This is a genomic window from Saccharothrix longispora, from assembly GCF_030852425.1.
GTDB lineage: Bacteria > Actinomycetota > Actinomycetes > Mycobacteriales > Pseudonocardiaceae > Actinosynnema > Actinosynnema longispora.
Genome location: NZ_NSDM01000011.1, coordinates 204,155 through 230,373 on the forward strand (window position 1 = coordinate 204,155; position 26,219 = coordinate 230,373).

Sequence of the window (26,219 nt, forward strand, 5' to 3'; positions counted from 1 at the left end):
CGATTTGTCGGTGTGACCCTACTCAACGCCCGGGGTTGCCCGGAAAAGCTGGGTGGGAACCGCGGAAGTGACCACGAGCGCGGGATCGGCGGCCGGCAGCCACACGGACTGGCCGCGCCGCAGCTCCAGGGCGGTGTCCCCGGACGTGAGCCTGGCCACACCACGCGTGCAGAGGAGGATCTGCGGGCCGGTGTGGTCGACCCGGACCTCGCGCCCGCCGTCCACCTCGATGCGCGACAGCTCGAACTCGGGGCACGCCGTCCGGTACGTCCACAGGCCCGACCCGCTCGGCGAACCGGTCTGCACCGGCATGTCGCCGCACGAGAAGTCGAGCACCCGCATCAGCTCGGGCACGTCGACGTGCTTCGGCGTCAGGCCGCAGCGCAGCACGTTGTCGGAGTTCGCGAGGATCTCCACGGCGGTGCCGTGCAGGTAGGCGTGCAGGTTGCCGGCGGGCAGGTAGACGGCCTCGCCGGGCTGGAGCACGATCCGGTTGAGCAGCAGCGCGGCCAGCACGCCCGCGTCACCGGGGTACGCCTCGCCCAGCTCCAGGACCGTGCGGCACTCCAGGTCGAACTCGCCGTGCTCCTTCACGTGCACCACGCACGCGTCGAGAACCTGCGGCAGCAGCACGTCCAGCGCGTTCTGCGGCAGCGTGATGAGGGTGGTGAACAGGGCGCGCAGGCCCTCCGCGTCCGGCTGGGCGGCCAGCAGCTCGGTGTAGGGCGCGAAGTCGGGCGCGTCGAGCGAGCGCAGCAGCTTCACCGTCCGCGCCGGCTCCCGGAACCCGGCCAGCGCGTGGAACTCGGTCAGCGCGCACACCAGCTCGGGCTTCGCCGACGGGTCCTTGTAGTTGCGGACCGGCGAGTCCAGCGGCACGCCCGCCGCGTCCTCGGCGGCGAACCCCTGCGCCGCCTGCTCGGCCGACGGGTGGGCCTGGAGGCTCAGCGCCTCGTCGGCGGCCAGCACCTTGAGCAGGAACGGCAGCCGGCTGCCCCACCGGTCGGCGCAGCGCGAGCCGAGCTGGCCGTCCGGGTCCTCGGCGAGCAGGTCGAGCAGGGAGCGCTGCACGCCGTCCGCGCCGATCACGTGCGACGGGTCGCCCGGGTGGGCGCCCATCCACAGCTCGGCCTCGGGGTGGGGCGCCGGCACCTCGCGGCCGAGCATCTCGGCGATCGCGGTGCGCGAACCCCACGCGTACGCGCGCACGGCGTTGTGCAGCAGTTCCACAGTCAATCCCCTCACACGGCCGGCGCGTACAGCCCCGGGCCACCCAGCGTCCCCGCCGCCAGGCCCAGGTACAGCGCGGCCAGCTCGAACCGCAGCGCGAGCAGCGCGGCGCACACGGCCTCGCCGCCACCGACCTCCTCGGCCGGTTCCAGCACGTCGGCTCCCGACAGGGTCTCCATCGCGACCCGGCGGGTGAACTCGGCCTGCGGGTCGCGGCGCACGGCCAGCAGCAGCACCCGGACCAGGCCGTCCTGCTCCTCGTCCGGGTCGGCGAAGATGTCCGCGCCGGACGTGCCCCCGACCGCCCGGCGGTGCAGCGCCGACCGGGTCGACGCCTGGGGGTAGCCGGCCACGTCGCTGACGACGCCCGCGTGCGCGGCCAGCATGCCCGCCCCGTGCGCCGCCACGGCCGTGGCCAGGTCGTCCAGGCCCCACAGCAGCGGGGTGCGGTCGGCCACGCGCAGCGCCAGCGTCTTCGCCGGGTTCACGAACGACTCGTGCTGCGGGTGGCAGCGCTCGGCCTCGCGGTCCAGCTCGTCGGCCACGGCCTGCACGTCCACGTCGAGCAGCCCCAGCGCCTTCAGCGCCACCAGCCACGCGCTGAACGCGCGCGCGAAGCCCAGGCCGCGCGGCACGGGCACGCGCGGCGGGACGAGCAGGGCGTGCCGGGCCGCCGCGGCGGCGACCGGGCCCTCGGGTTCGGCGGTCAGCAGCACGCGCGCACCGCGCCGGGCCACCCGGTCCACCGACTCGGCCAGCCGCACGTCGCCCGGGTCCTCGGTGTGCGCGAGCACCACGTCGAGCGCGCCCACCCACGCCGGCACGTCGTCGGACACGACGACCGGCACCGGGCAGCGCGGCCCGAGCAGGGCCGTCACCAGCGCGGCGACCGCCGGTCCGACACCGGGCGTGGCGACCAGCACCAGCGCGCGCGGCCGGTCGCTGAAGAACCTCTCGACGCCGAGCTCGTGCGCCGCCTCGGCGGTGGCCCTGACCTGCGCCCCCGCCCGGGCGGCGGCGCGCAGCAGACCGCCCGTGTCCGCGTCGAGGAGGCGGGACGGGTCGTCGAGGAGGCTGTCGTCCAGCACGTCCTCACCCGTCCGTCGGCTCGACAGCCTCGTCGAGCAGCAGCACCGGGATGCCCTCCCGCACCGGGAACGACCTGCCGCACGAGGTGCACGTCAGGTAGTCCGCCCGCGGGTCGGACGCGGTGCCGGCCTTCAGCGGCGCGTGCTCGGGGCACGGGCAGGCCAGGATCTCCAGCAGCTGCGGGTCGAGTTGCACTGCCACGGCGCTCATCCCCTCACGATCGCCAGGACCTCGTCGCGCAGAGCGGCGACGGAGGCCGCGTCGGCGGCTTCGACGTTGAGCCGCAGCAGCGGCTCGGTGTTGGAGGCGCGCAGGTTGAACCACGAGCCGTCGGGCAGGCTCACCGTGAGGCCGTCCAGCTCGTCCAGCTCGACACCCTCCCTGCCGCCGAACTCGGCCTTGATGGCGGCCAGCCGACCGGCCTGGTCGTCCACCGTCGAGTTGACCTCACCGGACGCGGCGTAGCGCTCGTAGGCGCTGGTCAGGTCGGACAGCGGCCCGTCCTGCTCGCCGAGCGCGGCCAGCACGTGCAGCGCGGCCAGCATGCCGGTGTCCGCGCGCCAGAAGTCGCGGAAGTAGTAGTGGGCGGAGTGCTCGCCGCCGAAGATCGCGCCGGTCCGCGCCATCTCCTCCTTGATGAAGGAGTGGCCGACGCGGGTGCGCACCGGGGTGCCGCCGTGCTCGCGCACGATCTCCGGCACCGCGTGCGAGGTGATCAGGTTGTGGATGACCGTGCCGCCCGGGTCCTTGGCCAGCTCGCGCACCGCGACCAGCGCGGTGATCGCGGACGGGGACACCGGCTCGCCGCGCTCGTCCACCACGAAGCAGCGGTCCGCGTCGCCGTCGAACGCCACGCCCGCGTCGGCGCCGACCTCGCGGACCTTGGCCTGGAGGTCGACGATGTTCTTCGGGTCGAGCGGGTTGGCCTCGTGGTTGGGGAAGCTGCCGTCCAGCTCGAAGTACATGGGGACGACGTCGAACGGCAGGCCCTCGAAGACCTTCGGCACGGTGTAGCCGCCCATGCCGTTGCCCGCGTCCACCACGACCTTCAGCCGCCGGTTCGCGCTCAGGTCGACCAGTTCGTGCAGGTAGGCGGCGTACTCGGCGAGCATGTCGCGCTCGGTGACGGCGCCCTTGGCCACGCCCTCCGCGTCCGGCACGCCCTGCTCGGCGTCCTGGCGGATCTGCGCCAGGCCGCTGTCCTGGCCGACCGGCGCGGCGCCCGCGCGGCACATCTTGATGCCGTTGTACTTGGCCGGGTTGTGCGACGCGGTGAACATGGCGCCGGGCAGGTCGAGCTTGCCGGACGCGAAGTACAGCATGTCGGTGCTGGCCAGGCCGATGCTGACCACGTCGACGCCCTGGGCCGTGACGCCCTCGGCGAACGCCGCCGCCAGGCCCGGCGACGAGTCGCGCATGTCGTGGCCGATCACCACGGCGGGGCCGCCGACCAGGCGCGCGAAGGCCGCGCCGAAGTCGCGCACCACATCCGCGTCGAGCTGTTCCCCGACGACACCGCGGATGTCGTAAGCCTTGACGATGCCGGACAGATCGCGCACGGCCACACTCCCGATAATCGGCTCTTGACACTGCGATGAGGAGCCTACCGGCGCGGGCGTGGGGGCCGCGTCCGGTCGTCCGGTCGTTCGGACTTCGTGACGAGCCGTCCAGTCCTCGCGCGGGTCGGCCCGGTCCTCGTGCGGGTCAGTCCTCGCGCGGGTCGGGCAGGACCCGCAGGTGGCCACGCCTGATCGTGCCCGCGGGCACTTCGGGGACCTCGATCGCAGGTGTGCGCCCCGCCTCGCGCACGGCCTCCGCGAGGGCGGTCAGGTCGTCGACGGTCGGCTCCGGCGGCCGGAACTCGCCCTGGTGCCGCACGACCTCCCAGCCGCGGGGCGCGGTGAGGCGCAGCGCGTGCTCCTCGCAGAGGTCGTAGGAGTGCGGTTCGGAGTAGGTCGCGAGGGGCCCGACGACCGCCGTGGAGTCCGCATAGGCGTACGTGAGCGTGGCGACTGCCGGGTTAGCGCACCCGGTTCGCGAGCACCGTCTCACGCTCCGCACGGCGGGGACGATATCGCGTCCCGCGCGAGGTGTGTTGGATTACCTCCGGCGCGGCGCTCGCGACGGGCCCGGACTTGGGCAAGTTGCCTGGTCGCGGAGGCACCGCACGGGGTCGGACGACCGACAACTACCCTTGTCCCGTGGTGATGGCTCGGGGTTCACGGCGGCAGGGCGCTCCGCGGCGGCGCAACCGCGACCGGCACGGTCGGGGGCTGCGGGGTCCGCTGTACCCGGCGACGCTGCCGGCGGCGCGCAGCCGTGCCGAGCGGTTCGACGCGCTGGTGCTGGAGGCGCTGGAACCGATCGAGGCGCGGTGGCGCACCGAGCTGACCCAGTTGGACGTGGCGGTCGACGACGTGCCCGACGTGGCGCCGAACGACGACGACGGCGACGTGGTCGAGGACGGCAACGTGCCGCTGGCCCGCCTCGTGCCCGCGGGCGCCGACCGGCGTGCCCGGATCGTCCTCTACCGCCGCCCCCTGGAGGCGCGGGCCAAGGACGGCGCCGACCTGTCCGACCTGGTGCACGACGTCCTGGTCGAGCAGGTGGCCAACTACCTGGGCCTGGACCCGGACGTGATCGACGGCGAATAACCGCGAGTCGTAAGCCCAGCCCGCGCGAGTCGTACGTTCGCCCCCCGCGAGTCGTAGGTCGGCGCCTCCTGTTCCGCACGTTCACGCGTGACACCGCCAAGCGTGAACCTACGACTCGGCGGGTGCGAACTTACGACTCGCAGGGGGCGAACGTACGACTCGCGCGGGCTGGGCTTACGACTCGCCGGGTTGTCAGGGGCGGGGGCGGGGTGGGCGGGCGGGGATCGCGGTCAGGAGGGTGAAGAGGGCCGCGGCCGCCTGGAGCAGCAGGAGGATCTCGCGCAGGGTGGTGGAGACCTCCACGCGGACCTCGGAGGGGGTGACCGGGAGGGTCACGCCCACCAGGTGACCCCAGGCCCGGACGGTCGCGACCTCCCTGCCGTCCACGGTGGCGCGCCAGCCCGGTTCCTCTTCGGCCGCCAGGACCAGGAGGCGGCCCTCGGGGCCCTCGGAGACCTGGACGCCCACTTCCGGCGGGGCGGCTTCCACCGGGGCCGTACCGGGTGCGCCCAGCTCCACGGGCGGGTTGCCGCCGGTGCGGGCGCGGCGGGCCAGTTCCGGGGACAGCAGCACGGCGTTGCCCGCCGCCAGCTGCACGCGCAGCACGGGTCGGCCGTCGCTCATCGCGGGCGTCACGGCCACCAGGTCGCCCGCGGCGTCGCGCAGCCGCCGCGCCGCGGCCAGGTCGGGCACGACCACGAACGCCACGCCGGACGCCGCGACCTGCGCCAGGGCGGTCCGGGCGGCGGCGGGGTCACCGCCGGTCAGGTCGCGCGACCACCGCGCCAGCCGGGTCGTGGCGGTGGCCACGGGCACCAGGTCGTCGTCCCCGAACGCGGGCAGCCGGCCCGCCACCAGCCTGGTGGGCGTGCCGATGACCAGCACGGACCGGCCGGTGCGCGGCAGCTCCTGCTCCACGGTCGACGGCAGCCGCGCGGCGTCGGCGGTCAACGCGCCGGTGCGCAGGCCGGCGAACCCGGAGCACGCCAGGCCGACGACCGCCACCACGCCCACCGCGGACACGACGCGCGCGAACGGCACGGGCGCGGCGTCCCGCCGGAACGCCGCCAGCACGACCCACAGCAGCCCCCACCCGACGACCACGAGCGCGCCGCCGGTCCAGCCGGGCTGGGCGGGGCCGCCGGGCAGCGGGGTGATCGACACCGTCCGCAGCACGATCACCGCGAACCCGCCGAGCACGACGACCGCGACGCCGGCGAGCATCGACCGGTTCGGCCGCGCCACGGCCGCGAACAGGGCGAAGGCCACCACCGCGAACCCGACGAACGGCAGCGCCCCCGTGCCGCCCGGCCGCAGCGCCGGCAGGTCGAGCAGCCCGGACACCGGTGTCTCCGCGAACGCGCCCACGCCGTGCAGCACGACCGACGGGTTCTGGAGCACCACGGCGGGCCACGGCAGCAGGAGCGCCACCGGCAGCAGCACGACCACGAACAGCGACGCCACCCGCCGCCGCCCGTCCCCCGCCCGGCCCGGCACCACGACGAACCCGACCAGCGCGCCGAGTGCCACGAGGCCGTGCACGAGCGGCGAGAACGCGCCGAGCGCGGCGACGGCCAGCGCGGTCCCGGAGGCCACGGGCAACCAGGCCGCTCCCGTGCCGCCGCGCAGCACCGACACCACGCCGGCGAACACCACCGGCACGAGCAGGTGCACCACGACCACGTCGAGCCGCCCCTGGCTCACGGCGGACGTCGCGGCCGGCAGCAGGGCGTACGCGGCGGCCACGAGGGCGCGCACGGGCCGCCGCACGGGCACCCGCCGCGTCGCCGCGTAGGCGGCCAGGCCGGCCAGCGGCGCGTCCGCGAGGAACAGCAGGGCGACCAGCCCGGCGGGTGAGCCGACGAACACGCCGAGGGTGCCGAGGACGGCGAGCGCGGCGGGCGCGGGCGCGGTGGTGCCGCCCGCCACGGGGTGCCAGGCGGCCAGGTAGGACGACCACGTCGTGGCCAGGTCGCCGACCGGCAGCAACCGGCCGCCGGCGAGGTCCGTGCCGAGGCGCGACGCGTTGGCCAGCAGCCCGAACAGGGCGAGCCCGAGCACGAGCAGCAGCGGCGGTCCGAGGAGGAGGGAGCGCAGCACGCGGGCCCGGTCGACCTCGACGAACACGATCCCGGTGGTCGGGGCGGCGCTCCCCCGCGGCACCGGCGACGGGCGCGGTCGGGGCGAGGGGCGGGGCACGCGGTCCGCCGGGACCGCGTCGGTGCCCACCGGCACGGTCACCGCCGGGCGCCGCAGCCCGCCCGTCACCCGCACGGGACGCCGGCGGGACAGGACGCCCGCGGGCAGCGCGGCCGGGCCGACCACGCGCCGCTCCTCGTCGGGTGGCAGCGACCACGCGCCCGCCCCGCCGTCCTCGGGCAGCCCGCCGAGCGTCAGGTCGGCCTCGACCCGTCGCCTGATCAGGTGAGCCGAGGCGGCGCGGACGGTGTTGCGCAGCCGGGTGACCCGACTGGTGAACAGGCCGCGCAGCACGCCGCGCGCCGGCCGTTCGGCGCGTCCCGCCAGCAGTCGGGCGCGACCGCTGAACAGGTAGCGCAGCGCGCCGACCTCGGCGTGCGCGTCGGCGAACCGCCGCAGCAGCACGAACCCGAGGGCGCGCAGGACGGCGAGCACGGCGAGGCGCGGCAGGCCGATCAGGAAGGACGGGGTCCCGCAGTTGACCAGGAAGGTGCGCAGGCCGTGCGCCCGGTCGACGCCCCGGAGGGCGGGCCCCGGTCGGGCGGCCGCGGCGTCCAGCCGCCGCTCGCCGCGCACGAGGGCGCGCGCGTGGCGCATCCGGGCGACCGGGACGGACAGCACCAGGTGCCCGGCGAGGTTGACGCGCCACCCGAAGTCGACGTCGTCGCCCAGCAGCGGCATCGACCGGTCGTAGCCGTCGAGCGCCTCCCACACCGCGCGGCGGACCAGCGACCCGGCCGACGGCACCGCCAGGGCCTCGGTGCTCTGCTCGAAGTAGCCGGACGCGACCGGTTCGGGGCCGTCGATGCCGGTCTGCCGGTGCCCGGAGGAGTCCGTGGACAGCCCGGCCTCCACGGCGAGGCGCGGGTCGGCCCAGTCGAGGGCCAGCGGGCCCAGCACGGCGGCCGACGGCGACACCTCGGCCGCGGTCAGCAGCGCGGACAGGCAGTCGGGTTCGGGCGCGCAGTCGTCGTGCAGCAGCCACAGCCACGTGCCGGGGTCGCCCCACCGCTGCACGGCGTGCTCCACGGCGGCGTGCACGGCCTCGCCGAAACCGGTCCCGCGGGGCAGCGTCAGCACGCCGTCGATCACTCGATCGGTACCTTCGGCGGCGTCGGCGAGCAGCGTCGCGGTCCCGTCCACGGACCCCGTGTCGACCGCGATGACGTGCCGGGGCCGGGGTCGTTGCCGGCGCAGCGCGGACAGCGCCGTGCCGAGCCACCGCTCGCCGTCGTGGCACACCAGCACCGCCAGCACGGGGGCGGTGCGCAACCGTGGAGCAGCCCCGCTCGTCAAGTGCCGCTCCTCGATCCGTTCCGACTACGCCGTGGGACGCCCACGGTAAGCCAGGACGGGACCGGGGGATCGACGCGGCACGATCACACGGCCGGATCGGACCGCGGACCACACACCCGGTTCACCCGCGCTCACACGGCGCGCTTCTTGAGCTTCCTCCGCTCGCGCTCGGACAGGCCGCCCCAGATGCCGAAACGCTCGTCGTGCTGCAACGCGTACTCCAGGCATTCGGAGCGCACTTCGCAGCCGAGGCAGATCCGCTTGGCCTCCCTGGTGGAGCCGCCCTTCTCGGGGAAGAACGCCTCGGGGTCCGTCTGCGCGCACAGGGCGCGCTCCTGCCAGTCCTGCTCGTCGGCCGCGTCGAACATGCCGAGCACGACCGGCTCCTGTGCCGGGACGTCCCCGTCCACTATGCGACCCCCGTCGAATTCCTGCATCCGGTCCGCCTCCTCGCCTTCCGCTCTCCCCGGTTGGCGGACACCACTCGCCGTCCCCACAACGACGAATGACACCGATGTGATTACACCTGTGTCACAACACCCGGTCAAGCCGAGTCCACAGGACGGGGGATATTCGCGCGGTTGGCCGCAAAATCCTTGACTGGCTGCACAGACGGTGATTGACGCGCCGCTGCGCGCGATACCGCGTGCGCGGATGGCCCAAGAACCGACCTGCCGCCCACCGGGCCGGGGAGGCCACACTGGTGGGGTGAAGCGATCAGCGGTGCGTCCGAGTCCACTGTTCCTCAGCCTGCTCGCGGTGACGGTGGCGGGCGCCGTGCTGACCCTGTTCGACGAGTCGCGGGTCGCCCTGGTCGGCGGCACGGTGCTCTTCGTGCTGGGCGGGTGGGCGGTCTCGCTGTGCCTGCACGAGTTCGGTCACGCGATCGTGGCGTACCGGGGCGGCGACTACGCCGTGCGGGCCAAGGGCTACCTGACCCTGGACATCCGCCGCTACACCGACCCGGTGCTGAGCATCGTGCTGCCGCTGGTGCTGCTGGCGTTCGGCGGCATCCCGCTGCCCGGCGGCGCGGTGTGGATCAACCACCACGCGCTGCGCGACAGGCGGGTGGAGTCGATGGTGTCGCTGGCCGGGCCGCTGTCGAACCTGCTGCTGGGCTTCCTGCTGGCGATGTCGGTGGTGCTCTTCTCGCCGCCGCTGGGCCTGGCCGCCGCCCTGTCCTACCTGGCGATGCTCCAGGTCCTGGCGTTCGTGCTGAACATCCTCCCGATCCCGGGCCTGGACGGCTGGGGCGCGATCGAGCCGTACATGTCGTACTCGGCGCGGCAGTTCGGCGCGAAGGCCCGGCAGTGGGCGCCGTTCGTGCTGTTCGCGGTGCTGATCGGCTTCCCGACCGTCGCCCGGCTGTTCTTCGACGCCTCGTACGCGGTGTTCGGGCTGGTCGGGGGCGAGGACTGGCTCGCCGGGCGCGGCCAGCGGACCTTCATGTTCTGGCGCTGACCGCGGGGTGGGAGGATGGCGTCCCGTGAAGGTCGTCGTACTGGTGGGCGGGGTTGGCGGGGCTCGGTTCCTGGTGGGGCTCAAGCGCCTCCTGGCCGGGCCGGGGCACGAGATCACCGCCGTGGTGAACACGGGTGACGACGTGTGGATGCACGGGTTGCGGATCTGCCCCGACCTGGACACCTGCATGTACACCCTCGGTGGCGGGATCGACGCCGAGCGCGGCTGGGGCCGGGCGGGCGAGACGTGGGCCGTGAAGGAGGAGCTGGCCGCCTACGGCGCGGACCCGACGTGGTTCGGGCTGGGCGACCGGGACGTCGCCACGCACCTGGTGCGGACGCGGATGCTGCGCGCCGGGTACCCGCTGTCCGCGGTGACCGAGGCGCTGTGCCACCGGTGGGAGCCGGGCGTGCGGCTGCTGCCGATGTCCGACGACCGGGTGGAGACGCACGTCGTCGTGGACGTCGACGGCGCGGAGAAGGCGATCCACTTCCAGGAGTGGTGGGTGCGGCACCGGGCGGCGCTGCCGGCGAAGTCGTTCGCCTCGGTGGGCGCGGAGACCGCGACCCCGGGTCCGGGCGTGGTCGACGCGCTGGCGGGTGCGGACGCGGTGCTGATCGCGCCGTCGAACCCGGTGGTGAGCGTCGGCACGATCCTGGCCGTGCCGGGGGTGCGCGACGCGCTGCGCAAGACCGAGGCGGGCGTGGTGGGGCTCTCGCCGATCGTCGGCGGCAAGCCGCTGCGCGGGATGGCCGACGCGTGCCTGTCCGCGATCGGCGTGGAGACCTCCGCCGAGGCGGTCGGCCGCCACTACGGTTCGCGCAGGACGACCGACAAGGGCGTGCTGGACGGCTGGCTCGTGCACACCGGCGACCGCTGCGACGTGCCGGGCGTGGCGGTGCGCGCGGTGCCGCTGCTGATGTCCGATGTGGACGCGACCGCCGCGATGGCGAAGGCCGCCCTGGACCTGGCCGGTGTCGAGGTTGGCTGACCACGCCTCGCCCGCCCTGACGATCCTGCCGGTGACCGGGCTGCCGGAGTTCCGGCCCGGTGACGACCTGGCGGCGGCGCTCGCGTCGGCCGCGCCGTGGCTGGCCGACGGCGACGTGGTCGTCGTCACCTCCAAGGTGCTGTCCAAAGTGGAAGGTCGGCTGGTGCCCGTGCCCACCGACCCCGAGGAGCGCGACGCCGTGCGCCGGGAGTGGGTGCGGGCCGAGGCGGTGCGCGTGATCGCGCGGCGCGGCCGGACCCTCATCACGGAGAACAGGCTGGGCGTGGTGCAGGCCGCGTCCGGCGTGGACGCGTCCAACGTGGCCGGTGACGAGATCGCGCTGCTGCCGCTGGACCCGGACGGGTCGGCCGGCGCGCTGCGGGCGGCGCTGCGCGGGCTGCTGGGCGTGTCCGTGGCGGTCGTGGTGACCGACACGATGGGCCGGGCGTGGCGGGTGGGCCAGACGGACGCCGCGATCGGCGCGTCCGGGCTGGGCGTGCTGCACCGGTACGCCGGCTCGGTCGACGGCCAGGGCAACGAGCTGGTGGTGACCGAGGTCGCGGTGGCCGACGAGGTCGCCGCCGCCGCCGACCTGGTCAAGGGCAAGCTCGGCGGGGTGCCGGTGGCGGTGGTGCGCGGCCTGTCGCACGTCGACGACGGTTCGTCGGCCCGTGACCTGGCCCGCCCGGTCGAGGACGACCTGTTCCGGCTGGGCACGGCCGAGGCGGTCGCGCAGGGCCGGGCGGAGGCGGTGCTGCTGCGCCGGTCGGTGCGCTCGTTCGCGGCGGAGCCGGTGGACGTCGAAGCGCTTCGACGGGCCGTGGGCGCCGCCCTGACCGCACCCGCGCCGCACCACACGCGGCCGGTGCGGTTCGTGCGGCCGACGACGCGGCGCGCGGCGCTGCTGGACGCGATGCGCGAGCGGTGGGTGGCCGACCTGCGCGGCGACGGGCTGTCCGAGGAGGCGATCGCCCGCCGCACGGCGCGCGGCGACTTCCTGCGGGACGCGCCGGAAATCCTGCTGCCGTTCCTGGTGCGCGAGGGCGCGCACGACTACCCGGACGAGCGGCGCGCGTCGGCCGAGCGGACGATGTTCACCGTGGCCGGCGGCGCCGCCGTGCAGGGCCTGCTGGTCGCGCTGGCGGCCGAGGGCCTGGGCTCGTGCTGGGTGTCGTCGACGATCTTCTGCCCGGACGTGGTGCGCGCGGCGCTGGACCTGCCGGCGACGTGGGAGCCGCTGGGGGCGGTGGCGGTCGGCGTGCCCGGGACGCCGCTGACCCCGCGCCCGCCCCGTGACCTCGAAGGGTTCGTGGAGCTGTGAGCGTGGAGGACCTGCACGCGGACGCCGTGGCCACGTTGGACGGGTGGCGTCCCGCCGACCGGACCCAGGAGTCGCTGCGGCAGGCGTACCTGGGGTTCCTGGCGGCGCGGGAGGACGGCTGCCTGCGCTCGTGCGAGCCGGGGCACGTCACCGCGTCGGCGCTGGTGCTGAACGCGACGGCCGACGCGACCCTGCTCACCCTGCACCCGAGGGTGGGCCGCTGGCTCCAGCTGGGCGGGCACTGCGAGCCGACCGACACGACGCTCGCCGGCGCCGCGCTGCGCGAGGCGACCGAGGAGTCGGGCATCCGGGGCCTGCGCGTCGAGCCGACGCCGATCCACCTCGACGTGCACCCGATCACGTGCTCGCTGGGCAAGCCGACGCGCCACTTCGACGTCCGCTACCTGGTGCGCGCCCCGGTCGGCGCCCGGCCGACGCGCAGCGCCGAGTCGGTCGACCTCCAGTGGTGGCCGCTCGACTCGATGCCCGCGAACGTGGACGACCTGTTCCCGATGATCGAGGCGGCCCTGGCGCGGTTGCGCTGAGCCGCGGTCGCCCGTGACCCCGGGGTCACAGGGCGCGGTGGTCGCGCGGGCTGAAGCGGGGGCCGAAGCGGGGCTTGCCGAGGCCCGCCGCGAGGACGTAGCGGACCGCGCGCTGCCGCTGCGGCGCGTAGACGGCCAGTTCGGCGGCCATGGCGTCGTCGTCGACGCGGCGGCCGAGCAGGGCCCAGCCGACCAGGCCGGCCACGTGGAAGTCGCCGAAGCTGACCGCGTCCGCGTCGCCCCACGCGCGCTGGGCCACCTCGGCCGCCGTCCACGCGCCGATGCCGGGCACCTTGCGCAGCAGCGCCCGCCCGGCCTCGCCGCCGAGCGCGCACGCGTCCTCCAGCCGGTGGGCCACCCGGGCCGCGGCGACGAGGGCGCGGCGGCGCGTGCCGTCCACGCCAGCCCGGTGCCACTCCCAGTCGGTGATCGACAGGATCGCGCGCGGTGTCGGCGGGACCCGCAGGTCGGGCAGCGGGCCGGGCGCCGCCGTGCCGAAGCGCAGGCACAGCTCGCGGTACGAGCGGTGGGCCTCGGTGCCGGTCACCTTCTGCTCCAGCACGGCGGGCAGCAGGGCGTCCCACACGCGGCCCGTGGCCGACAGCCTGAGGCCGGGGCGCCGGCGGCGGACCTCCGCGACCAGCCGGTGGTGGCACTCGAACGCGGAGTCGTCGTCGGAGGCGCCCAGCAGGGCCGGCAGGCCGTCCAGCAGCCAGTCGGCCCCCGGCCCCCACGCCTCGGCCTCCACCGCGTCGCCGCGCCGGACGCGCAGGGTGCCGGGGCCGGCCGGGGTGTTGGCGGTCAGCCACACCCCGGCATCCGCCCCGCTCCCCGTCGCGGTCCGGAACGAGGGGTCCCCCGGTCCCCGCCGCAACGGCCCCAGCACGGCGCCGAGGTCGAGCGGGAACGGGGGCGCCCACGTCCGGCCGGCCACCCGGAGGTCCGTCACCTAGGCATCCGCGGAGAACCTGATCCCGGCCTCGGGCAGCACGACCCCCGGCCACACCCGGACCCCGCCGACCAGCTCGCACCGCGCGCCGACCACGGCGCCGTCGCCGATCACCGCGTCCACGACCACCGCGCCGGCCTGCACCAGGGCGTTCGCCCCCAGCACGCTGCGCTCCACGCGCGCGCCCTCGCCGACCACCGCGCCGTCGAACAGCACCGCGCCGTCCACGACGGCACTGGCCGCGACCGTGCACCCGGCCCCGACCGTCGCGCCGCCCCGGACCACGGCGGACTCGTCGACCACGGCGCCCGGCAGCAGCACCGCCTCGCCGGTGGCGGACAGCGCCGCGGTCGGCGCGACCCCCCGCACCAGGTCCGCCGAGCCCCGCACGAACGCGGCGGGCGTGCCGAGGTCCAGCCAGTACGAGGCGTCGACGTGCCCCTGCACCCGCGCGCCGGCCGCCAGCAGGCCGGGGAACGTCTCGCGCTCCACGGACACCGGCCGCCCCGCGGGGATGCCCTCGACCACCTCGCGCCTGAACACGTAGCAACCCGCGTTGATCTGGTCCGTCGGCGGGTTCTCGGTCTTCTCCAGGAACGCGGTGACGCGCCCGTCGGCGTCCGTCGGCACGCACCCGAACCGGCGGGGGTCCTCGACGCGGACCAGGTGCAGCGTCACGTCCGCGCCGGACCCGCGGTGCGTGTCGAGGACGCCGCACAGGTCCACGCCGGACAGGATGTCGCCGTTGAACACCATCACGTCGCGCTCGCGCAGCTTGTGGGCCACGTTCCGGATCGCGCCCGCGGTGTCCAGCGGCACGTCCTCGACCACGTACTCCAGCTCCAGGCCGAGGGCCGAGCCGTCGCCGAAGTGCTCCTCGAACACCTCGGCCTTGTACGACGTGCCGAGCACCACGTGCGTGATCCCGGCCTCCCTGATGCGCGACAGCAGGTGGGTGAGGAAAGGCACCCCGGCCGTCGGCAGCATGGGCTTGGGGGCGGACAGGGTCAGTGGCCGCAGCCGGGTTCCCTTGCCCCCGACCAGAACCACTGCCTCGGCGCCTTGCAGCTCCGACATGCCGTTTTTCCTCCTCCGCTTACTTCCACCCTGAGTTGCGAATACTCTGGCACGAGCACCTCGACGGCACGGGCGGTGGTCCGGGTCCGGGGAGCGCACACCGATCCGGCACCGCCGGCGTTCACCGCCGGCCCAAAGCACGCAGGAGAGATCCGGATGGACCCCCGCGCTCGGGCCGACGCGGCACTCGCCCGTGCACGTGCCCGCGGCATCCACGTCGTGACGCCGGACAACATGACGTCGCCGATGGACTCGTCGGCCACCCAGCAGATCCCGCGCAGCATGGTCGACGCCGTGGACCCCCGCATGGACCCCGACTCGACCATGGTCCTGGCCGCCCACGTGGCGGCGGGCAGGCCGGCCCCTCCCCCGACGACCCCTCCCCCGCCGCCCGCGGCGCCGCCGGAACCCGAGCAGGAGCTGCGCGTGGCCCCCGGTCCGGTGCCGACGGTGCAGCAGGTCCCGGTGTCGCGGCCGTCGCTGTCGCAGCGGTTGTCGGGCGGCCCCAGTCAGCCGCCGCCCGGCATGTCGCGGCGGTTGAGCGGGGACTGAGGCCACCGGGCCGGTCTAGCGGGTCGGCCACTCCACCGCGTCGGCGAGGCCCTGGGACGTCGCCGCCTGCTTCAGGCGTGCCACCAGCCCGCGGTCGACTTCGGCGAGCGTCCGGAGGTCCAGCCGGCCGAGAAGGCTCCGCACGTCCCTGGCGAAGCCGGTGATCGGCGGACCCGAGAGGTTGAAGCCCAATTCGATCAAGCAGACCGGACTTTCGGCCACGGACTTCGGCGAGCAACTGGACATGTACCTGGCGAAAATCGGACTCGCCTCCTCCCAGTCGCCCCCGGATCGCAGGAAGCGCAGTGCGCACCCGATCAGGGAATCGGCTTCCGCACCGCTCCCATCGCCATAGGCCATCACCAGGCGCAACATCGACAAGGACGCGACGTCATCGCGCGCCGGCGCGTCGAACAGGATCGTCCAGCACGGACTGAAATCAGCGCCGGACTTCGACAGGTGCGTCAGGCAGGCTTCGAAAGCACCTGCTCGCCGCTCCTCGGACTGCGAGGTCGGCACTACCAACAACAGGTGCGAGACTGAACGGGCCCGGCCGTCGGAAACGATGAACAACTCGGGGTTGGGCTCCAGGTTTTCCATCAGCGGTTCGACCAGGTGCAGCACCTGGTACCCGCGATCAGAAACACAGAAACGCTCCCAGCGGGGAAATTCCGCCACGTCAAGGGCGGAGAAGAAATAACCCTCTCCGACTTCCCCTTTCACGTCGTAGAACAGTTGATCGACGTCAACGCGGTCGAAGACCGGTGCACCCCGCCGCAACTCGACCTCGACGTCGGCGCTGTCCGCCTGGCGAATCCTGATGTCCAACACCTCGGTCAGGCTGTCCCACTCCTCGGCGCTCACCTGCGATCGCCAGAGGAACGCCAGGGATTGCCACGCCCTCTGCCCACTCGACCCTCCCAGGCTCGACGCCACGAACGCGCCCTTCACCACCACGGCGAGCACGACGAGGTTCGCGGTGTACGCAGCGATACGTCGCGTGACCGGCAGCCCTTGTGGCGCGTAACGCGCGTGCTCCGGCTCCGGACCCGTCTGCTGCACTGCGTCGATCAGTCTGACGAACAGGGCTCGCAACGCCTCAGGATCGGCAGGACCAGCCCGGGCGGCACCTCACCGTCCACGATCGGCCTGCCGAGTGCGGCGCGGTAACCGCGGGCCAGGTCCACCCGTCGCCCGTCGGGCGGCTGCGAGCCCGTGAGCGACACCAGCAGCTCGCGCATGTCCGCCAGGGCGGCGCGCACGGCAGCGCGGGTCGACGCGTGCTCGATGCCGCTCGTCCAGACCGCGAACTCGGGGCAGTCGAGGGCGAGGGCGCGGTAGCGCGCCCGGTAGTGGGCCAGGGCCCGGTCCGGCACCTCGGCTTCAGCGGTCCTGTCGAACTTGTCGCGCCGGGCCTCGGGAAGGGCCCGCCACGCTCGGAGGCCGCCGAGGAAGTCGATCACTTCGTGGGTCGTGAGCGTGTGGAAGGTCCAGAGCTGGACGCTGATGTCCTCCGGTGGCTGCTCGGCGCTCGGCAGCGGGATGGCGGTGTCCAGCAACACGCGCACGAGGTCGCGCTTCGAGGTGGCGCGATCGGCTCCGGCCAGGACCAACTGCTCGCCGGCGTCGAGCTTGAGCCCGGCGGGCAGGCCGACCTCGTCCAGGGCCTCGAAGAAGGAGGTCACCACGAGCACGCCGTGCGCCGCTTCGAGTAATCGGGTCCGGTCGACCCGGTGCAGGCCGGTCACCCGTTCCCGCACCGACGACAGGACCTTCCTGCCCACGCGCACCACCTCGGTGCGGGCGTCCAGCAGGTCGATGCCACCCGTCACCAGCACGGTGGCGGCGGAGGCGTGGTCCAGGAGCTTCGCCAGGCCGGTGTCGCCGCCGAGCGGCTTCACGGCGTCCCGGTACGAGAGGGAACTGCGCACCCGGAAGGTCTAGCGGGTCAGGACCTTCAGCCGCAACGACAGGCCCGCCCGCACGGCCAGCATCACCGGGGCCCACAGCGGGCCCCGGTGGCGGTCGGACAGGTAGCGGTAGGCGCTGGAGTGGTGGGCGGCGAGCATGCGGGACGAGGCGCGCTTCGTCGAGTGGCCGCCGATGTGCACCACCTCGGCCTCCGGCACGTACACGTTGAGCCAGCCGGCGCGGGCGATGCGGTCGCCCAGGTCGACGTCCTCGAAGTACATGAAGTACCTCGGGTCGAAGCCGTCGACCGAGTCGAACGCCTCGCGCCTGAGCAGCAGGCACGAGCCGGACAACCAGCCGGCCGTGCGCTCCTCCAGGGACGCCGCGGCCTGCCGGTAGGCCGTCGACCAGGGGTTGGCCGGCCACAGGTGCCCGAAGACGGCGTGGCCCAGGCCCCGCCCGAGGGACGGCAGGAGGCGCGCCGAGGGGTAGACGTCGCCGGACGGTTCGCGGATCAGCGGGCCGAAAGCGCCGCCGCGGGGCCAGCGCTTGGCGGCCTCCAGCAGGGCGTCCAGGCTGCCCACGCCCCACGACAGGTCGGGGTTGGCGACCGCGACCCAGCCGACCGAGTCCGGCAGTGACCGCACGCCCTGGTTGGCCGCGGCCCCGTAGCCGAGGTTGCCGCCGGTCGACAGGAACGTCACGTGGTCGTGCTCGGCCGCCGCGCGCTCGGGGACGCCGTCGGTGGACCCGTTGTCGGCCAGGACCACCGACACCGGTCGGGTCGTCGCCGACGACAGCGTGGACAGGAACGTGTCCAGGGTGTCACCGGGCGAGTAGGTGACGGTCACCACCGCCAGGCCGTCTCCGTAGCGCGTCACGCCGGCCACCCTAGTGGTGGTGCGCGTGGTGCACGACGGCGTGCCCCTTGCCCCGCGAGATCAGCCACCGGTTGACGGGCACGGTCAGCACGAACGCGACCGCGAGCGAGAACGCCAGCGCGCCCCAGAACAGCAGGCTCGCCAGACCGGACTCCATCGCGCCGGGCACGACGACCATGATCGCGTTGTCGACGACCTCCATGACCGCGATCGACACGGTGTCCGCGGCCAGCGCCACCTTCAGGGCCGCGCCGAACGCGAGCCCGGTGCGCAGCACGCCCCGCACGGTGAGCGCGTAGCCGAAGAAGAACGCCAGCGCGACCGCGAGCACCACCGTGCCCCAGTTCGGCAGGCCGAGCGCGGTGCCGACGACCATGCCGAGCACCTCGCCGATCGCGCAGCCGGTGAGGCAGTGCAGCGTGGCGGAGACCGCCGTTGACCAGGATGCCTTCATACCGCCCAATATACCCCCAGGGGGTATGAAGGAGGCAAGGGGGGACCGGGGTCGGGACGGGGGTGGTCAGCGGCGGTGGACGCGGGCCGCGCGCTCGTAGGCCAGGCGGTGGCGGGCGGCCGACGTGGACCAGGCGAAGTCCTTCGCCCGCACGAGGGCCGCGGTGCCCAGGGCGTCCCGGCGGGCCCGGTCGTCCAGCAGCTCGCCGAGCGCGGCGGCGATGTCGCCGGCGCCCACCCCGCAGTACGCGACGGCGTCCCCGCCCACCTCGGGCAGGCTCAGCCGGCGCGTGGTCAGCACGCACGCGCCACTGGCCATGGCCTCCAGCACCGGCAGCCCGAAGCCCTCGCCCAGCGACGGGTAGGCCACCAGCTCCGCGCCGCCCAGGAACCCGGCCAGCGACGAGAACGGCAGGTAACCGGCCCGGATGACGCGGATGCGGTGCGGCACGGCGTCCAGCGCCCGCTCCACCTGGCTGTCCCAGCCGGGCTGCCCGGCGAGCACCAGGGCGGGTGGGCGGGCGCGGTCCCGGCACGCCTGCGCGAAGCCGCGGATCAGCGCGGGCACGTTCTTGCGCGGTTCCAGCGCGCCGAGGAACGCCACGTACGGGGTGTCCCCCAGCGACAGCATCCGCCGCACCTCCGCCACCTCGGCGGCCGTCGGCGGGTGGAACCGGTCGGTCTCCACGCCGTGCTGGGCGACGTGCAGGGCACGCCGGTCGGCGCCGGCGACGCGGGCCAGCTCGTCGGCGGTGGCGCGGGACGGCACCACGCACAGCGAGGCGCGGCGCAGCGCGGCCCTCGTCCAGGCGCGGAAGAACCTGGCCTTGACCGACGAGTGCAGCACGGCGTCGGTGAAGAACGTCGCGTCGTGCAGCGTCACGACCGACGCGGTGCGGTTGGCCAGGGGCAGCGTGTAGTGCGGCGAGTGCACGACGTCCACGCCGAGCCGGGCGGCGATCCGCGGCAGCGTGGTCTGCTCCCAGCTCAGGCGGGCCGTGCGGGTGGCGACCGCGTCGGCGGCGGCCACGACGCGCGACCGGGGCGCCAGGGACGCGTAGAGCGCGGCGTCGCGCGGTTGGCAGACCACGCTGAGCCGCGCGCCGTCGGCGTCCAGGGCGTTCACCAGGGAGTCCACGTACCGCCCGACGCCACCCCGGTCGGCCGGCACGGCGGTGGCGTCGATCAGCACGCTGGGTTCGGCGGGTGACACGCGGTGAAGGGTACGGCGGACGAACGGCGGGGTGTCCGGAAATGGCGCAAACGATTCGTCAACGAAACAGTCCCAGGTGCACACCCCACACCGCGCGGGCGGTGTTCTCCCAGGTGAACGCCTCGGCGCGGGTCCGGCCGGCGGCGCTCAACCGCTCCGCCAGCGCTGTGTCGAACAGCACCGGGCGCAGTCCGGCGGTCAGGGCGGCCAGGTCGCCGCGCGCCACCTCGACGCCCGCGCCGCCGGCCACCTCGACCAGCGCGGGCGCGTCCGAGTGGACCACGGGCACCCCGGCCGCCATGGCCTCCACGACCGGCAGGCCGAAGCCCTCGGCGAGGCTCGGCGCGGCCAGCACGGCCGCCCGGCGCAGGACGAACGCGAGCTGCGGGTCGGTGAGCCGCCCGAGCAGCCGGACGTGCGGCGCGCGCAGGTCCACCCCGCCCCAGCCCTGCGGCCCGACGACGACCAGCGGCACGCCCAACCCGGCCGTCGCGGCCACGAGCAGGTCGAACCCCTTGCGCGGCTCGATCGTGCCGATCGCCAGCACGTACCGCGGCGGGACCGGCACCGCCTCCTCGTCGGCGAACCGCGTGACGCCGTTGCCGACGACGTGCACGGGCGCGGGCCCCGGCGCGTACCGGCGCAGCTCCCCGGCGACGGCCGCGGTCGGCACGACGACCGCGCCGGCCCGCGCCACCGCCCGCCCGATGGCGCGCCGGTGCCAGGCCACGCCGCGCGGGGTCAGCGTCGACGGGTGCGTCCACGGCACGGTGTCGTGCACGGTCACCACGACCCGCCCGCGCGGCGGCGCGAACGGCGTGAACGCGTGCACCGAGTCGCCGCCGGGCCAGTAGGGGACGCCGCGCTCCCACGCGGCGATCAGCGCGCGCCGGGGCAGCGGCAGCACCCGCGGACCCGCGACCCCGGGCACGACGGCCGCCGACACGTCGGCCTGCCTGCTCACGGCGCCGGTGACGGTCCAACCGGGCGGCGCGGTCGCCGCCAGGGCCGCGGCCAGCTCGCGGGTGTACCGGCCGGTCCCACCGGGGACCGGGGCCAGCAACTGCTCGGTCAGCACCACCAGGTTCGGCACGTCGCGTACCGTCTCACGCCGTGTCGACCCCCAGCACGACGGTGGTCGTGGTGACGTGGCGCGGTCGCGGGCACATCACCGCGTGCCTCGACGCCCTCGCCCGCCAGCGCCCGCACCGGACGGTCGTGGTGGACAACGCCTCCGACGACGGCACCGCCGACCTGGTCGCGGCCCACCCCAGCGCGCCCGAGCACGTCCGGCTGCCCCGCAACCTCGGCTACGCGGGCGGCCTGGCGGCCGTGCTGCCGGACGTGACCACCGGGTACGTGGCCTGGCTCAACGACGACGCGGTGCCCGACGACGGCTGGCTGGCCGCCCTGGAGGACGCCCTGGACGCGACCCCGGACGCCGCCGCCGCGACCTCGTCGATGGTGCTCGCGGACGGCTCCACGCAGTCGGTCGGCGTCCGGTTGACCGCCGACGGGCACGGCGTGGACCTGGTGCTCGCGGGCCGCGAGGTGTTCGGCTTCTGCGGTGGCGCGGCGCTGCTGCGCACGGCCGCCCTGGCGCGCGCGGGCGGCGTCCCGGCGGGGTTCTTCTGCTACTACGAGGACACCGACACGGCGTGGCGGCTTCGGCTGGACGGCCACCGCGTGCTGTCCGTCGGCCCGGCACGGGTCCGGCACCGGCACGGGGCGAGCACCAACCCCGGCTCCCGCCCGTTCCACCGCTGGAACGAGCGCAACCGGCTGCTGATGCTGCTGCGCTGCGCCCCGCTCGCCGTCGCGCTGCGGGAACTGGCCCGCTTCGCCGCGATCACCGCCCTGCTGCCGCTGCGCCGGGACCGCCCGGATGCGGAGAACTTCCGCGTGCCCCTGCGCGTCCGAGTGCTGGCGGAGGTGCTGGCCCGGCTGCCCGCCGCGCTGGTGGACCGGGTCCGGATCGGCCGGCGCGCGACGGTGCCCCGGAGCGCGGTCTGGCGGGAGTGGGCGGGCCGGTAGGGGCACCCGGGCGGCGGGACCTGCCGGAACCGGCTGACGAGGAGCGAAGTGACCGAGTACGTCGAGGTGCGCACGGAGGACGGCGAGCTGGTGCCGTTCGAGCTGGACGAGGAGTACGACGGCCCGGTGCGGGCCGGACGGCGCTGGGACCGGGTCGAGGAGACCCTGGAGCAGGGGGTCGAGCGGGCCCGGCAGGTCGCCCGCTCGGTGGCCCGGAAGATCGGCGACATGCCGTCGCCGCGCCCCGACAAGGTGGCCGTCGAGATCGGCCTCAAGGCGGGGGTGACCGGCGCGTTCGGGATCGCCCGCTCGTCCGCCGAGGCGCACATCAAGATCACCGTCGAGTGGCACCGCGACGGCCTCGACGCCGCGCCGCCGGCCGAGGACGGCGAGTCGAGGCCGAAGGAGGCGCCGGGGACCGACCCGGTCGGCGCCGACCCGACCGGTGGGGTGTAGGCCACCGCGACCGCACGCCGCGGAGCGTGATGAGGCAGAGTTGGCGCGTGGAGCGAGGGAGCAGCCTGCCTGATGTGACCGTCGTCGTGGTGAACTACCGCGGCGCCGACGACACCACGACCTGCCTGCGAGCGCTGTTCGGGGAACTCGACTACCCGGCCGACAAGCTCCAGGTCGTCGTGGTCGACAACGCCTCGGGTGACGGCGGCGCGGCGCGCGTCAGGGCCGCCGCGCCCGCCGCGGAGGTCGTCGAGGCGCCCGCCAACCTCGGCTTCGCGGGCGGCTGCAACCTCGGTGTCGAGCACGCCCGCGGCTCGGTCGTCGCGTTCCTCAACAACGACGCCCGCCCGCACCGGGCCTGGCTGCGCGAGGCGGTGCGGGTGCTGCGCGCCGAACCCGCCGTGGGCGCGGTCGCGTCGAAGGTCCTCGACTGGGAGGGCCGGGACGTGGACTTCGTCGACGGCGGCCTCACCTGGTTCGGCATGGGCTACAAGCGGCACGCCGGGGAGCCCGACGACGGCACCCACGACACGCCCCGCGACGTGCTGTTCGGCACCGGCTCGGCGCTGGTGGTCCGCACGTCGGTGTTCCGCGAGCTGGGCGGCTTCGACGAGCGCTTCTTCATGTTCTACGAGGACGTGGACCTCGGCTGGCGGATGAACCTGCGCGGCTGGCGCGTCCGCTACGAGCCGAAGTCCCTGACCTTCCACCGGCACCACGCGTCGATGTCGCGGATCGACAGCAGCCGCGAGCTGTACCTGCTGGAGCGCAACGCCCTCGCCGCGCTCTACAAGAACTTCTCCGACGAGACCCTGGCGAAGGCGCTGCCGGCCGCGCTGGCCCTGGTGGTGCGCCGGGCCACCGCGCGCGGCGAGCTGGACGCCACCCAGCTGGAGATCACCCGCCGCCCCGCCGACCCCGAGGACGACCGCGCGCCCGTGCCCGTGCCGCGGCAGGCGCTGGCCGGGTTCCTCGCGATCGACCAGTTCGTGGAGCTGCTGCCGTCGCTGGCCGAGTCGCGGAAGGCCGAGCAGGCCGCGCGCCGGCTGACCGACGCCGACCTGCTGCCGCTGATGCGCAAGGCGATGGAGCCCGCCTACCCGCTGCCCCGCTACCTGGCCGCGCACGACGTGCTGGTCGAGGTGTTCGGGCTGGAGGAGGTCTTCGGCCGGCCCCGGCGCGTGCTGGTGATCACCGGGGACGCGCTCTCCGACCGGATGGCGGGCCCGGCGATCCGGGCGTGGAACATGGCCGACGTGCTGGCCGGCGAGCACGAGGTGCGGCTGGTCACGACCAACGCGCGGTGCGACCCGCCCGAGGCCCCGTTCCCGGTGGCCCGCGCCGTGCGGCACGAGCTGGTCGAGCACGCCGAGTGGGCCGACGTGGTCGTGCTCCAGGGCCACGTGCTGGAGAACCTGGGCTTCCTCAAGGAGCCCGGCAGCACCAAGATCGTCGTCTGCGACGTCTACGACCCGATGCACCTGGAGCTGCTCGAACAGGGCAAGGACACGACCGACGAGCAGCGCGAGCTGGACCTGGTCGGCGTCACCCGGGTCATCGACAACCAGATGCGGCGCGGCGACTTCTTCCTGTGCGCCTCCGAGCGGCAGCGGCACTTCTGGCTCGGCCACCTGACCGCGATCGGTCGCCTCACGCCGTCGCTGTACGACAACGACCCGACCACGCGCTCGCTGCTCGCCGAGGTCCCGTTCGGCCTGTCCGGCAAACCGCCGCAGCGCACCGGGCCTGGGCTGCGCGCCTCGCTGGACCTGGCCGACTCGGACAAGGTCGTGCTGTGGGCGGGCGGCGTCTACAGCTGGTTCGACCCGCTGACGCTGGTCACGGCGGTCGACCGGCTGCGGGCGCGGCGGGCGGACGTGCGGCTGGTGTTCCTCGGCATGAAGCACCCGAACCCCGAGGTGCCGGACATGGACATCGGCGTGCGGACGCGGGCGCTGGCCGCCCGGTTGGAACTGACCGGCTCGCACGTGTTCTTCAACGAGACCTGGGTCCCCTACCAGGACCGGCAGAACTGGCTGCTCGACGCGGACGCGGGCGTGACCACGCACTTCGAGCACGTCGAGACGACGTTCGCCTTCCGCACCCGGGTGCTGGACTACCTGTGGGCGGGGTTGCCGATCGTCACCACGGACGGCGACTCGTTCGCCGACCTGGTGCGCCGCGAGGGGCTGGGCGTGGTCGTGCGGTCCGAGGACCCGGACGCGCTCGCCGACGCGCTGGAGCGGGTGCTCTACGACGAGGCGTTCGCGGCGGCGTGCACCGAGCGGATCGCCGTCGTGCGGGAGCGGTTCACCTGGGACAACGTGCTGGCGCCGCTGGTGGAGTTCTGCCGCAACCCGCGGCCGGCCGCCGACCGGCTGCCCGGCGCGTCGCCGATGGTCCGCAACCGGCCGCTGGGCAAGCTGGACAAGGTGCAGCGGGACGTGCAGCTGGTGCGCGAGTACCTGACCGCCGGCGGTCCGCGCGAGGTCGCCCGCCGCGCCTCCGGGCGCGTGCTGAAGAAGCTGCGCCGTGGCTAGGCCGCTGAAGGTGCTGATCGACGGCACCCCCCTGCTCGGGCACCGGACCGGCATCGGCCGCTACACGGCGGCGCTGGCCGAGGAGCTGGCGTCGATGCTGGACGAGGTCGACGTGCGGGCGGTGGCGTTCACCCTGCGCGGCTGGCGGGCGCTGCGGACCGTGCTGCCGCACGACGTGCTGGCGCGCGGCCTGCCCGTGTCCGCGCGGCTGCTGCGGCAGTTCTGGCTGCGCGCGCCGTTCCCGCCGGTGGAGTTCCTGGCCGGGCCGACCGACGTCATGCACGGCACGAACTTCGTGCTGCCGCCCACGATCCGCGCCGGCGGCGTGGTCACCGTGCACGACCTGGCGTTCCTGGACTCGCCGGGCGACCTGCCCCCGTCCGACCGGCGGCTGCCGGAGCTGGTGCGGCGCTCCGCGGCCCGCGCCGACGTGGTGTGCACGCCCACGCGGGCGGTCGCGTCGGTGGTGGAGGAGCGCCTGGGCGTGCCCGCGTCGAAGATCGTCGTGACGCCGCTCGGCGTCGACCCGGCGTGGTTCGCGGCCCGGCCGCCGTCGTCCGCGCTGCGCGCGCGGCTCGGTCTGCCGTCGGAGTACCTGCTGTTCGTCGGGGCCGGTGGTCCGCGCAAGGGGTTGGGCACGTTGATGGCCGCGCACTCGTCGCGGCCCTCGCTGCCGCCGCTGGTGCTGGCCGGGCCGGGGGCGCGGTCGGCGGACGACCGGGTGCTGCGCACGGGGTACCTCAACGACGTCGACCTGCGCAGCGTCGTGGCCGGCGCGGCGGCGCTCGTGCTGCCGTCGCGCGACGAGGGCTTCGGGCTGCCCGTGCTGGAGGCGTTGGCGTGCGACGTGCCCGTGGTGTGCACGGACGTCCCGGCGCTGCGCGAGGTGGCCGACGGGCACGCGGTGCACGTGCCGATCGGTGACGTCGAGGCGCTGGCGCAGGCCCTGGAGGACGCCGCCGGCACGCCCTCGACGGCGGCCGAGGCGGCGGCCCGGCGCGCGCACGCGGCCGAGTTCACGTGGCGCCGCACGGCGTCGGCGACGCTGGGGGCCTACCGGCGCGCCGCCGGGCAGTGACACGAGGCCGTCGAGGCCGCGCCCCTGGCCATCGGCGTCCACAGCGTGCCCGTGTCCAGGCACTCGTCGCAGTCGCAGCCGGTCGGTTCGAGCACCGCCACCTCGCGCTGGAGCGCGTCGGCCAGCCGTGACGCGCCGACCAGGCTGAGGTCCACCAGCACCTCGTCCGGCGGCGGGCCGACGGCGAGGTGGACCGTCGCGGTCCCGTGGTCCACCCACGCGCGCAGCGGCGTGTCGTCCAGCACCCGAGGCGTTCCGTCAGCCATCCTCGCTCCTCGATGGAGGGATC

At 74.8% G+C, this 26,219-nt stretch carries 26 protein-coding genes; 10 read left to right on the forward strand and 16 right to left on the reverse strand.

Annotated elements, in window-relative coordinates; all coding sequences use genetic code 11:
- Positions 1–18: 18 nt before the first annotated feature.
- From manA to CKY47_RS24880, 5 genes are all read right to left on the reverse strand, one after another.
- The gene (gene manA / locus CKY47_RS24860; RefSeq protein WP_306748525.1) at positions 19–1,230 is read right to left on the reverse strand and encodes a mannose-6-phosphate isomerase, class I; all 1,212 of its coding nucleotides are present in this window, start codon (positions 1,228–1,230) and stop codon (positions 19–21) included.
- A gap of 11 nt (positions 1,231–1,241) precedes the next feature.
- Positions 1,242–2,318 (reverse strand): SIS domain-containing protein, encoded by a 1,077-nt coding sequence (locus CKY47_RS24865; RefSeq protein ID WP_306748526.1) that lies wholly within the window; start codon positions 2,316–2,318, stop codon positions 1,242–1,244.
- Between the two features lie 4 nt (positions 2,319–2,322).
- Positions 2,323–2,520, reverse strand: coding sequence for a Trm112 family protein (locus tag CKY47_RS24870; protein ID WP_306748687.1), 198 nt, complete (start codon positions 2,518–2,520; stop codon positions 2,323–2,325).
- A 5-nt stretch (positions 2,521–2,525) separates the two neighbouring features.
- On the reverse strand, positions 2,526–3,878 hold the full coding sequence (locus CKY47_RS24875) for a phosphomannomutase/phosphoglucomutase (RefSeq protein WP_306748688.1): 1,353 nt from the start codon (positions 3,876–3,878) through the stop codon (positions 2,526–2,528).
- Positions 3,879–4,023: 145 nt separating this feature from the next.
- On the reverse strand, positions 4,024–4,380 hold the full coding sequence (locus CKY47_RS24880) for a DUF3499 domain-containing protein (RefSeq protein ID WP_306748527.1): 357 nt from the start codon (positions 4,378–4,380) through the stop codon (positions 4,024–4,026).
- A 146-nt stretch (positions 4,381–4,526) separates the two neighbouring features.
- Between CKY47_RS24880 and CKY47_RS24885 the strand changes: the two genes are divergently transcribed.
- Positions 4,527–4,973 carry a metallopeptidase family protein gene (locus CKY47_RS24885; protein WP_306748689.1) on the forward strand — a complete coding sequence of 149 codons (447 nt, stop codon included), beginning with the start codon at positions 4,527–4,529 and terminating at the stop codon, positions 4,971–4,973.
- Positions 4,974–5,165: 192 nt separating this feature from the next.
- Here the strand turns inward: CKY47_RS24885 and CKY47_RS24890 are convergent, their stop codons facing one another.
- Entirely contained in the window at positions 5,166–8,468 is a 3,303-nt protein-coding gene (locus tag CKY47_RS24890; protein ID WP_306748529.1) for a glycosyltransferase family 2 protein, read from the reverse strand.
- A 131-nt stretch (positions 8,469–8,599) separates the two neighbouring features.
- Positions 8,600–8,836 (reverse strand): WhiB family transcriptional regulator, encoded by a 237-nt coding sequence (locus CKY47_RS24895; RefSeq protein ID WP_179118482.1) that lies wholly within the window; start codon positions 8,834–8,836, stop codon positions 8,600–8,602.
- A 340-nt stretch (positions 8,837–9,176) separates the two neighbouring features.
- On the opposite strand from CKY47_RS24895, the gene CKY47_RS24900 reads away from it, so the two are divergent.
- Genes CKY47_RS24900 through CKY47_RS24915 form a run of 4 tightly spaced genes read left to right on the forward strand, consistent with a single transcriptional unit; the run spans position 9,177 to position 12,786 of the window.
- On the forward strand, positions 9,177–9,929 hold the full coding sequence (locus tag CKY47_RS24900; protein ID WP_306748531.1) for a site-2 protease family protein: 753 nt from the start codon (positions 9,177–9,179) through the stop codon (positions 9,927–9,929).
- Between the two features lie 25 nt (positions 9,930–9,954).
- Positions 9,955–10,920 carry a 2-phospho-L-lactate transferase gene (gene cofD / locus CKY47_RS24905; RefSeq protein ID WP_306748532.1) on the forward strand — a complete coding sequence of 322 codons (966 nt, stop codon included), beginning with the start codon at positions 9,955–9,957 and terminating at the stop codon, positions 10,918–10,920.
- Positions 10,913–12,241 (forward strand): coenzyme F420-0:L-glutamate ligase, encoded by a 1,329-nt coding sequence (locus CKY47_RS24910; RefSeq protein ID WP_306748690.1) that lies wholly within the window; start codon positions 10,913–10,915, stop codon positions 12,239–12,241. Before cofD ends, CKY47_RS24910 begins: the two co-directional genes overlap by 8 nt.
- Positions 12,242–12,243: 2 nt before the next feature.
- Positions 12,244–12,786 carry an NUDIX hydrolase gene (locus CKY47_RS24915; RefSeq protein WP_306748691.1) on the forward strand — a complete coding sequence of 181 codons (543 nt, stop codon included), beginning with the start codon at positions 12,244–12,246 and terminating at the stop codon, positions 12,784–12,786.
- 25 nt (positions 12,787–12,811) lie between these two features.
- Here CKY47_RS24915 and CKY47_RS24920 read toward each other — a convergent pair whose 3' ends face one another.
- Together CKY47_RS24920 and manB are read right to left on the reverse strand one after the other, a co-directional pair.
- Positions 12,812–13,735, reverse strand: a complete 924-nt coding sequence (locus CKY47_RS24920; protein ID WP_306748533.1) for a DNA-3-methyladenine glycosylase family protein — start codon at positions 13,733–13,735, stop codon at positions 12,812–12,814.
- Positions 13,736–14,812: a mannose-1-phosphate guanylyltransferase gene (gene manB / locus CKY47_RS24925; protein WP_306748534.1), complete on the reverse strand. Its 1,077-nt coding sequence runs from the start codon at positions 14,810–14,812 to the stop codon at positions 13,736–13,738.
- Positions 14,813–14,968: 156 nt separating this feature from the next.
- Here manB and CKY47_RS24930 point away from each other — a divergent pair, with 156 nt between their 5' ends.
- Positions 14,969–15,364, forward strand: a complete 396-nt coding sequence (locus CKY47_RS24930; RefSeq protein WP_306748535.1) for a hypothetical protein — start codon at positions 14,969–14,971, stop codon at positions 15,362–15,364.
- Positions 15,365–15,379: 15 nt separating this feature from the next.
- Here CKY47_RS24930 and CKY47_RS24935 read toward each other — a convergent pair whose 3' ends face one another.
- The 6 genes from CKY47_RS24935 to CKY47_RS24960 form a co-directional block, all read right to left on the reverse strand.
- Positions 15,380–16,459 (reverse strand): hypothetical protein, encoded by a 1,080-nt coding sequence (locus tag CKY47_RS24935; RefSeq protein WP_306748536.1) that lies wholly within the window; start codon positions 16,457–16,459, stop codon positions 15,380–15,382.
- Positions 16,435–17,295, reverse strand: coding sequence for an NACHT N-terminal helical domain 7-containing protein (locus CKY47_RS24940; RefSeq protein ID WP_306748537.1), 861 nt, complete (start codon positions 17,293–17,295; stop codon positions 16,435–16,437). The genes CKY47_RS24935 and CKY47_RS24940 overlap by 25 nt, the downstream gene beginning before the upstream one ends.
- A gap of 9 nt (positions 17,296–17,304) precedes the next feature.
- Positions 17,305–18,156 (reverse strand): glycosyltransferase family 2 protein, encoded by an 852-nt coding sequence (locus CKY47_RS24945; protein ID WP_306748539.1) that lies wholly within the window; start codon positions 18,154–18,156, stop codon positions 17,305–17,307.
- 10 nt (positions 18,157–18,166) lie between these two features.
- The gene (locus CKY47_RS24950; RefSeq protein WP_306748540.1) at positions 18,167–18,610 is read right to left on the reverse strand and encodes a DUF4396 domain-containing protein; all 444 of its coding nucleotides are present in this window, start codon (positions 18,608–18,610) and stop codon (positions 18,167–18,169) included.
- A gap of 66 nt (positions 18,611–18,676) precedes the next feature.
- Positions 18,677–19,801, reverse strand: coding sequence for a glycosyltransferase family 4 protein (locus CKY47_RS24955; RefSeq protein ID WP_306748693.1), 1,125 nt, complete (start codon positions 19,799–19,801; stop codon positions 18,677–18,679).
- Between the two features lie 79 nt (positions 19,802–19,880).
- Positions 19,881–20,915: a glycosyltransferase family 4 protein gene (locus CKY47_RS24960; protein WP_306748541.1), complete on the reverse strand. Its 1,035-nt coding sequence runs from the start codon at positions 20,913–20,915 to the stop codon at positions 19,881–19,883.
- 20 nt (positions 20,916–20,935) lie between these two features.
- On the opposite strand from CKY47_RS24960, the gene CKY47_RS24965 reads away from it, so the two are divergent.
- Genes CKY47_RS24965 through CKY47_RS24980 form a run of 4 tightly spaced genes read left to right on the forward strand, consistent with a single transcriptional unit; the run spans position 20,936 to position 25,930 of the window.
- Positions 20,936–21,856, forward strand: a complete 921-nt coding sequence (locus tag CKY47_RS24965; protein ID WP_306748543.1) for a glycosyltransferase family 2 protein — start codon at positions 20,936–20,938, stop codon at positions 21,854–21,856.
- Positions 21,857–21,904: 48 nt separating this feature from the next.
- On the forward strand, positions 21,905–22,312 hold the full coding sequence (locus tag CKY47_RS24970; protein ID WP_306748546.1) for a CU044_2847 family protein: 408 nt from the start codon (positions 21,905–21,907) through the stop codon (positions 22,310–22,312).
- A 29-nt stretch (positions 22,313–22,341) separates the two neighbouring features.
- Positions 22,342–24,852, forward strand: coding sequence for a glycosyltransferase (locus CKY47_RS24975; protein ID WP_306748547.1), 2,511 nt, complete (start codon positions 22,342–22,344; stop codon positions 24,850–24,852).
- Positions 24,845–25,930, forward strand: coding sequence for a glycosyltransferase family 4 protein (locus CKY47_RS24980; protein WP_306748548.1), 1,086 nt, complete (start codon positions 24,845–24,847; stop codon positions 25,928–25,930). The genes CKY47_RS24975 and CKY47_RS24980 overlap by 8 nt, the downstream gene beginning before the upstream one ends.
- On the opposite strand, the gene CKY47_RS24985 is transcribed toward CKY47_RS24980, so the two are convergent.
- Positions 25,906–26,196 (reverse strand): hypothetical protein, encoded by a 291-nt coding sequence (locus tag CKY47_RS24985; RefSeq protein ID WP_306748549.1) that lies wholly within the window; start codon positions 26,194–26,196, stop codon positions 25,906–25,908. The genes CKY47_RS24980 and CKY47_RS24985 overlap by 25 nt on opposite strands.
- Between the last annotated feature and the right edge of the window lie 23 nt (positions 26,197–26,219).

Excerpts from the sequence above, each read along its gene's own strand:
- CKY47_RS24930 (WP_306748535.1), top strand. The coding sequence starts at position 14,969 with ATGGACCCCCGCGCTCGGGCCGACGCGGCACTCGCCCGTGCACGTGCC.
- CKY47_RS24950 (WP_306748540.1), bottom strand. The coding sequence starts at position 18,610 with ATGAAGGCATCCTGGTCAACGGCGGTCTCCGCCACGCTGCACTGCCTC.
- CKY47_RS24985 (WP_306748549.1), bottom strand. The coding sequence starts at position 26,196 with ATGGCTGACGGAACGCCTCGGGTGCTGGACGACACGCCGCTGCGCGCG.
- CKY47_RS24895 (WP_179118482.1), bottom strand. The coding sequence starts at position 8,836 with ATGTTCGACGCGGCCGACGAGCAGGACTGGCAGGAGCGCGCCCTGTGC.
- CKY47_RS24975 (WP_306748547.1), top strand. The coding sequence starts at position 22,342 with ATGAGGCAGAGTTGGCGCGTGGAGCGAGGGAGCAGCCTGCCTGATGTG.
- manB (WP_306748534.1), bottom strand. The coding sequence starts at position 14,812 with ATGTCGGAGCTGCAAGGCGCCGAGGCAGTGGTTCTGGTCGGGGGCAAG.
- CKY47_RS24885 (WP_306748689.1), top strand. The coding sequence starts at position 4,527 with ATGGCTCGGGGTTCACGGCGGCAGGGCGCTCCGCGGCGGCGCAACCGC.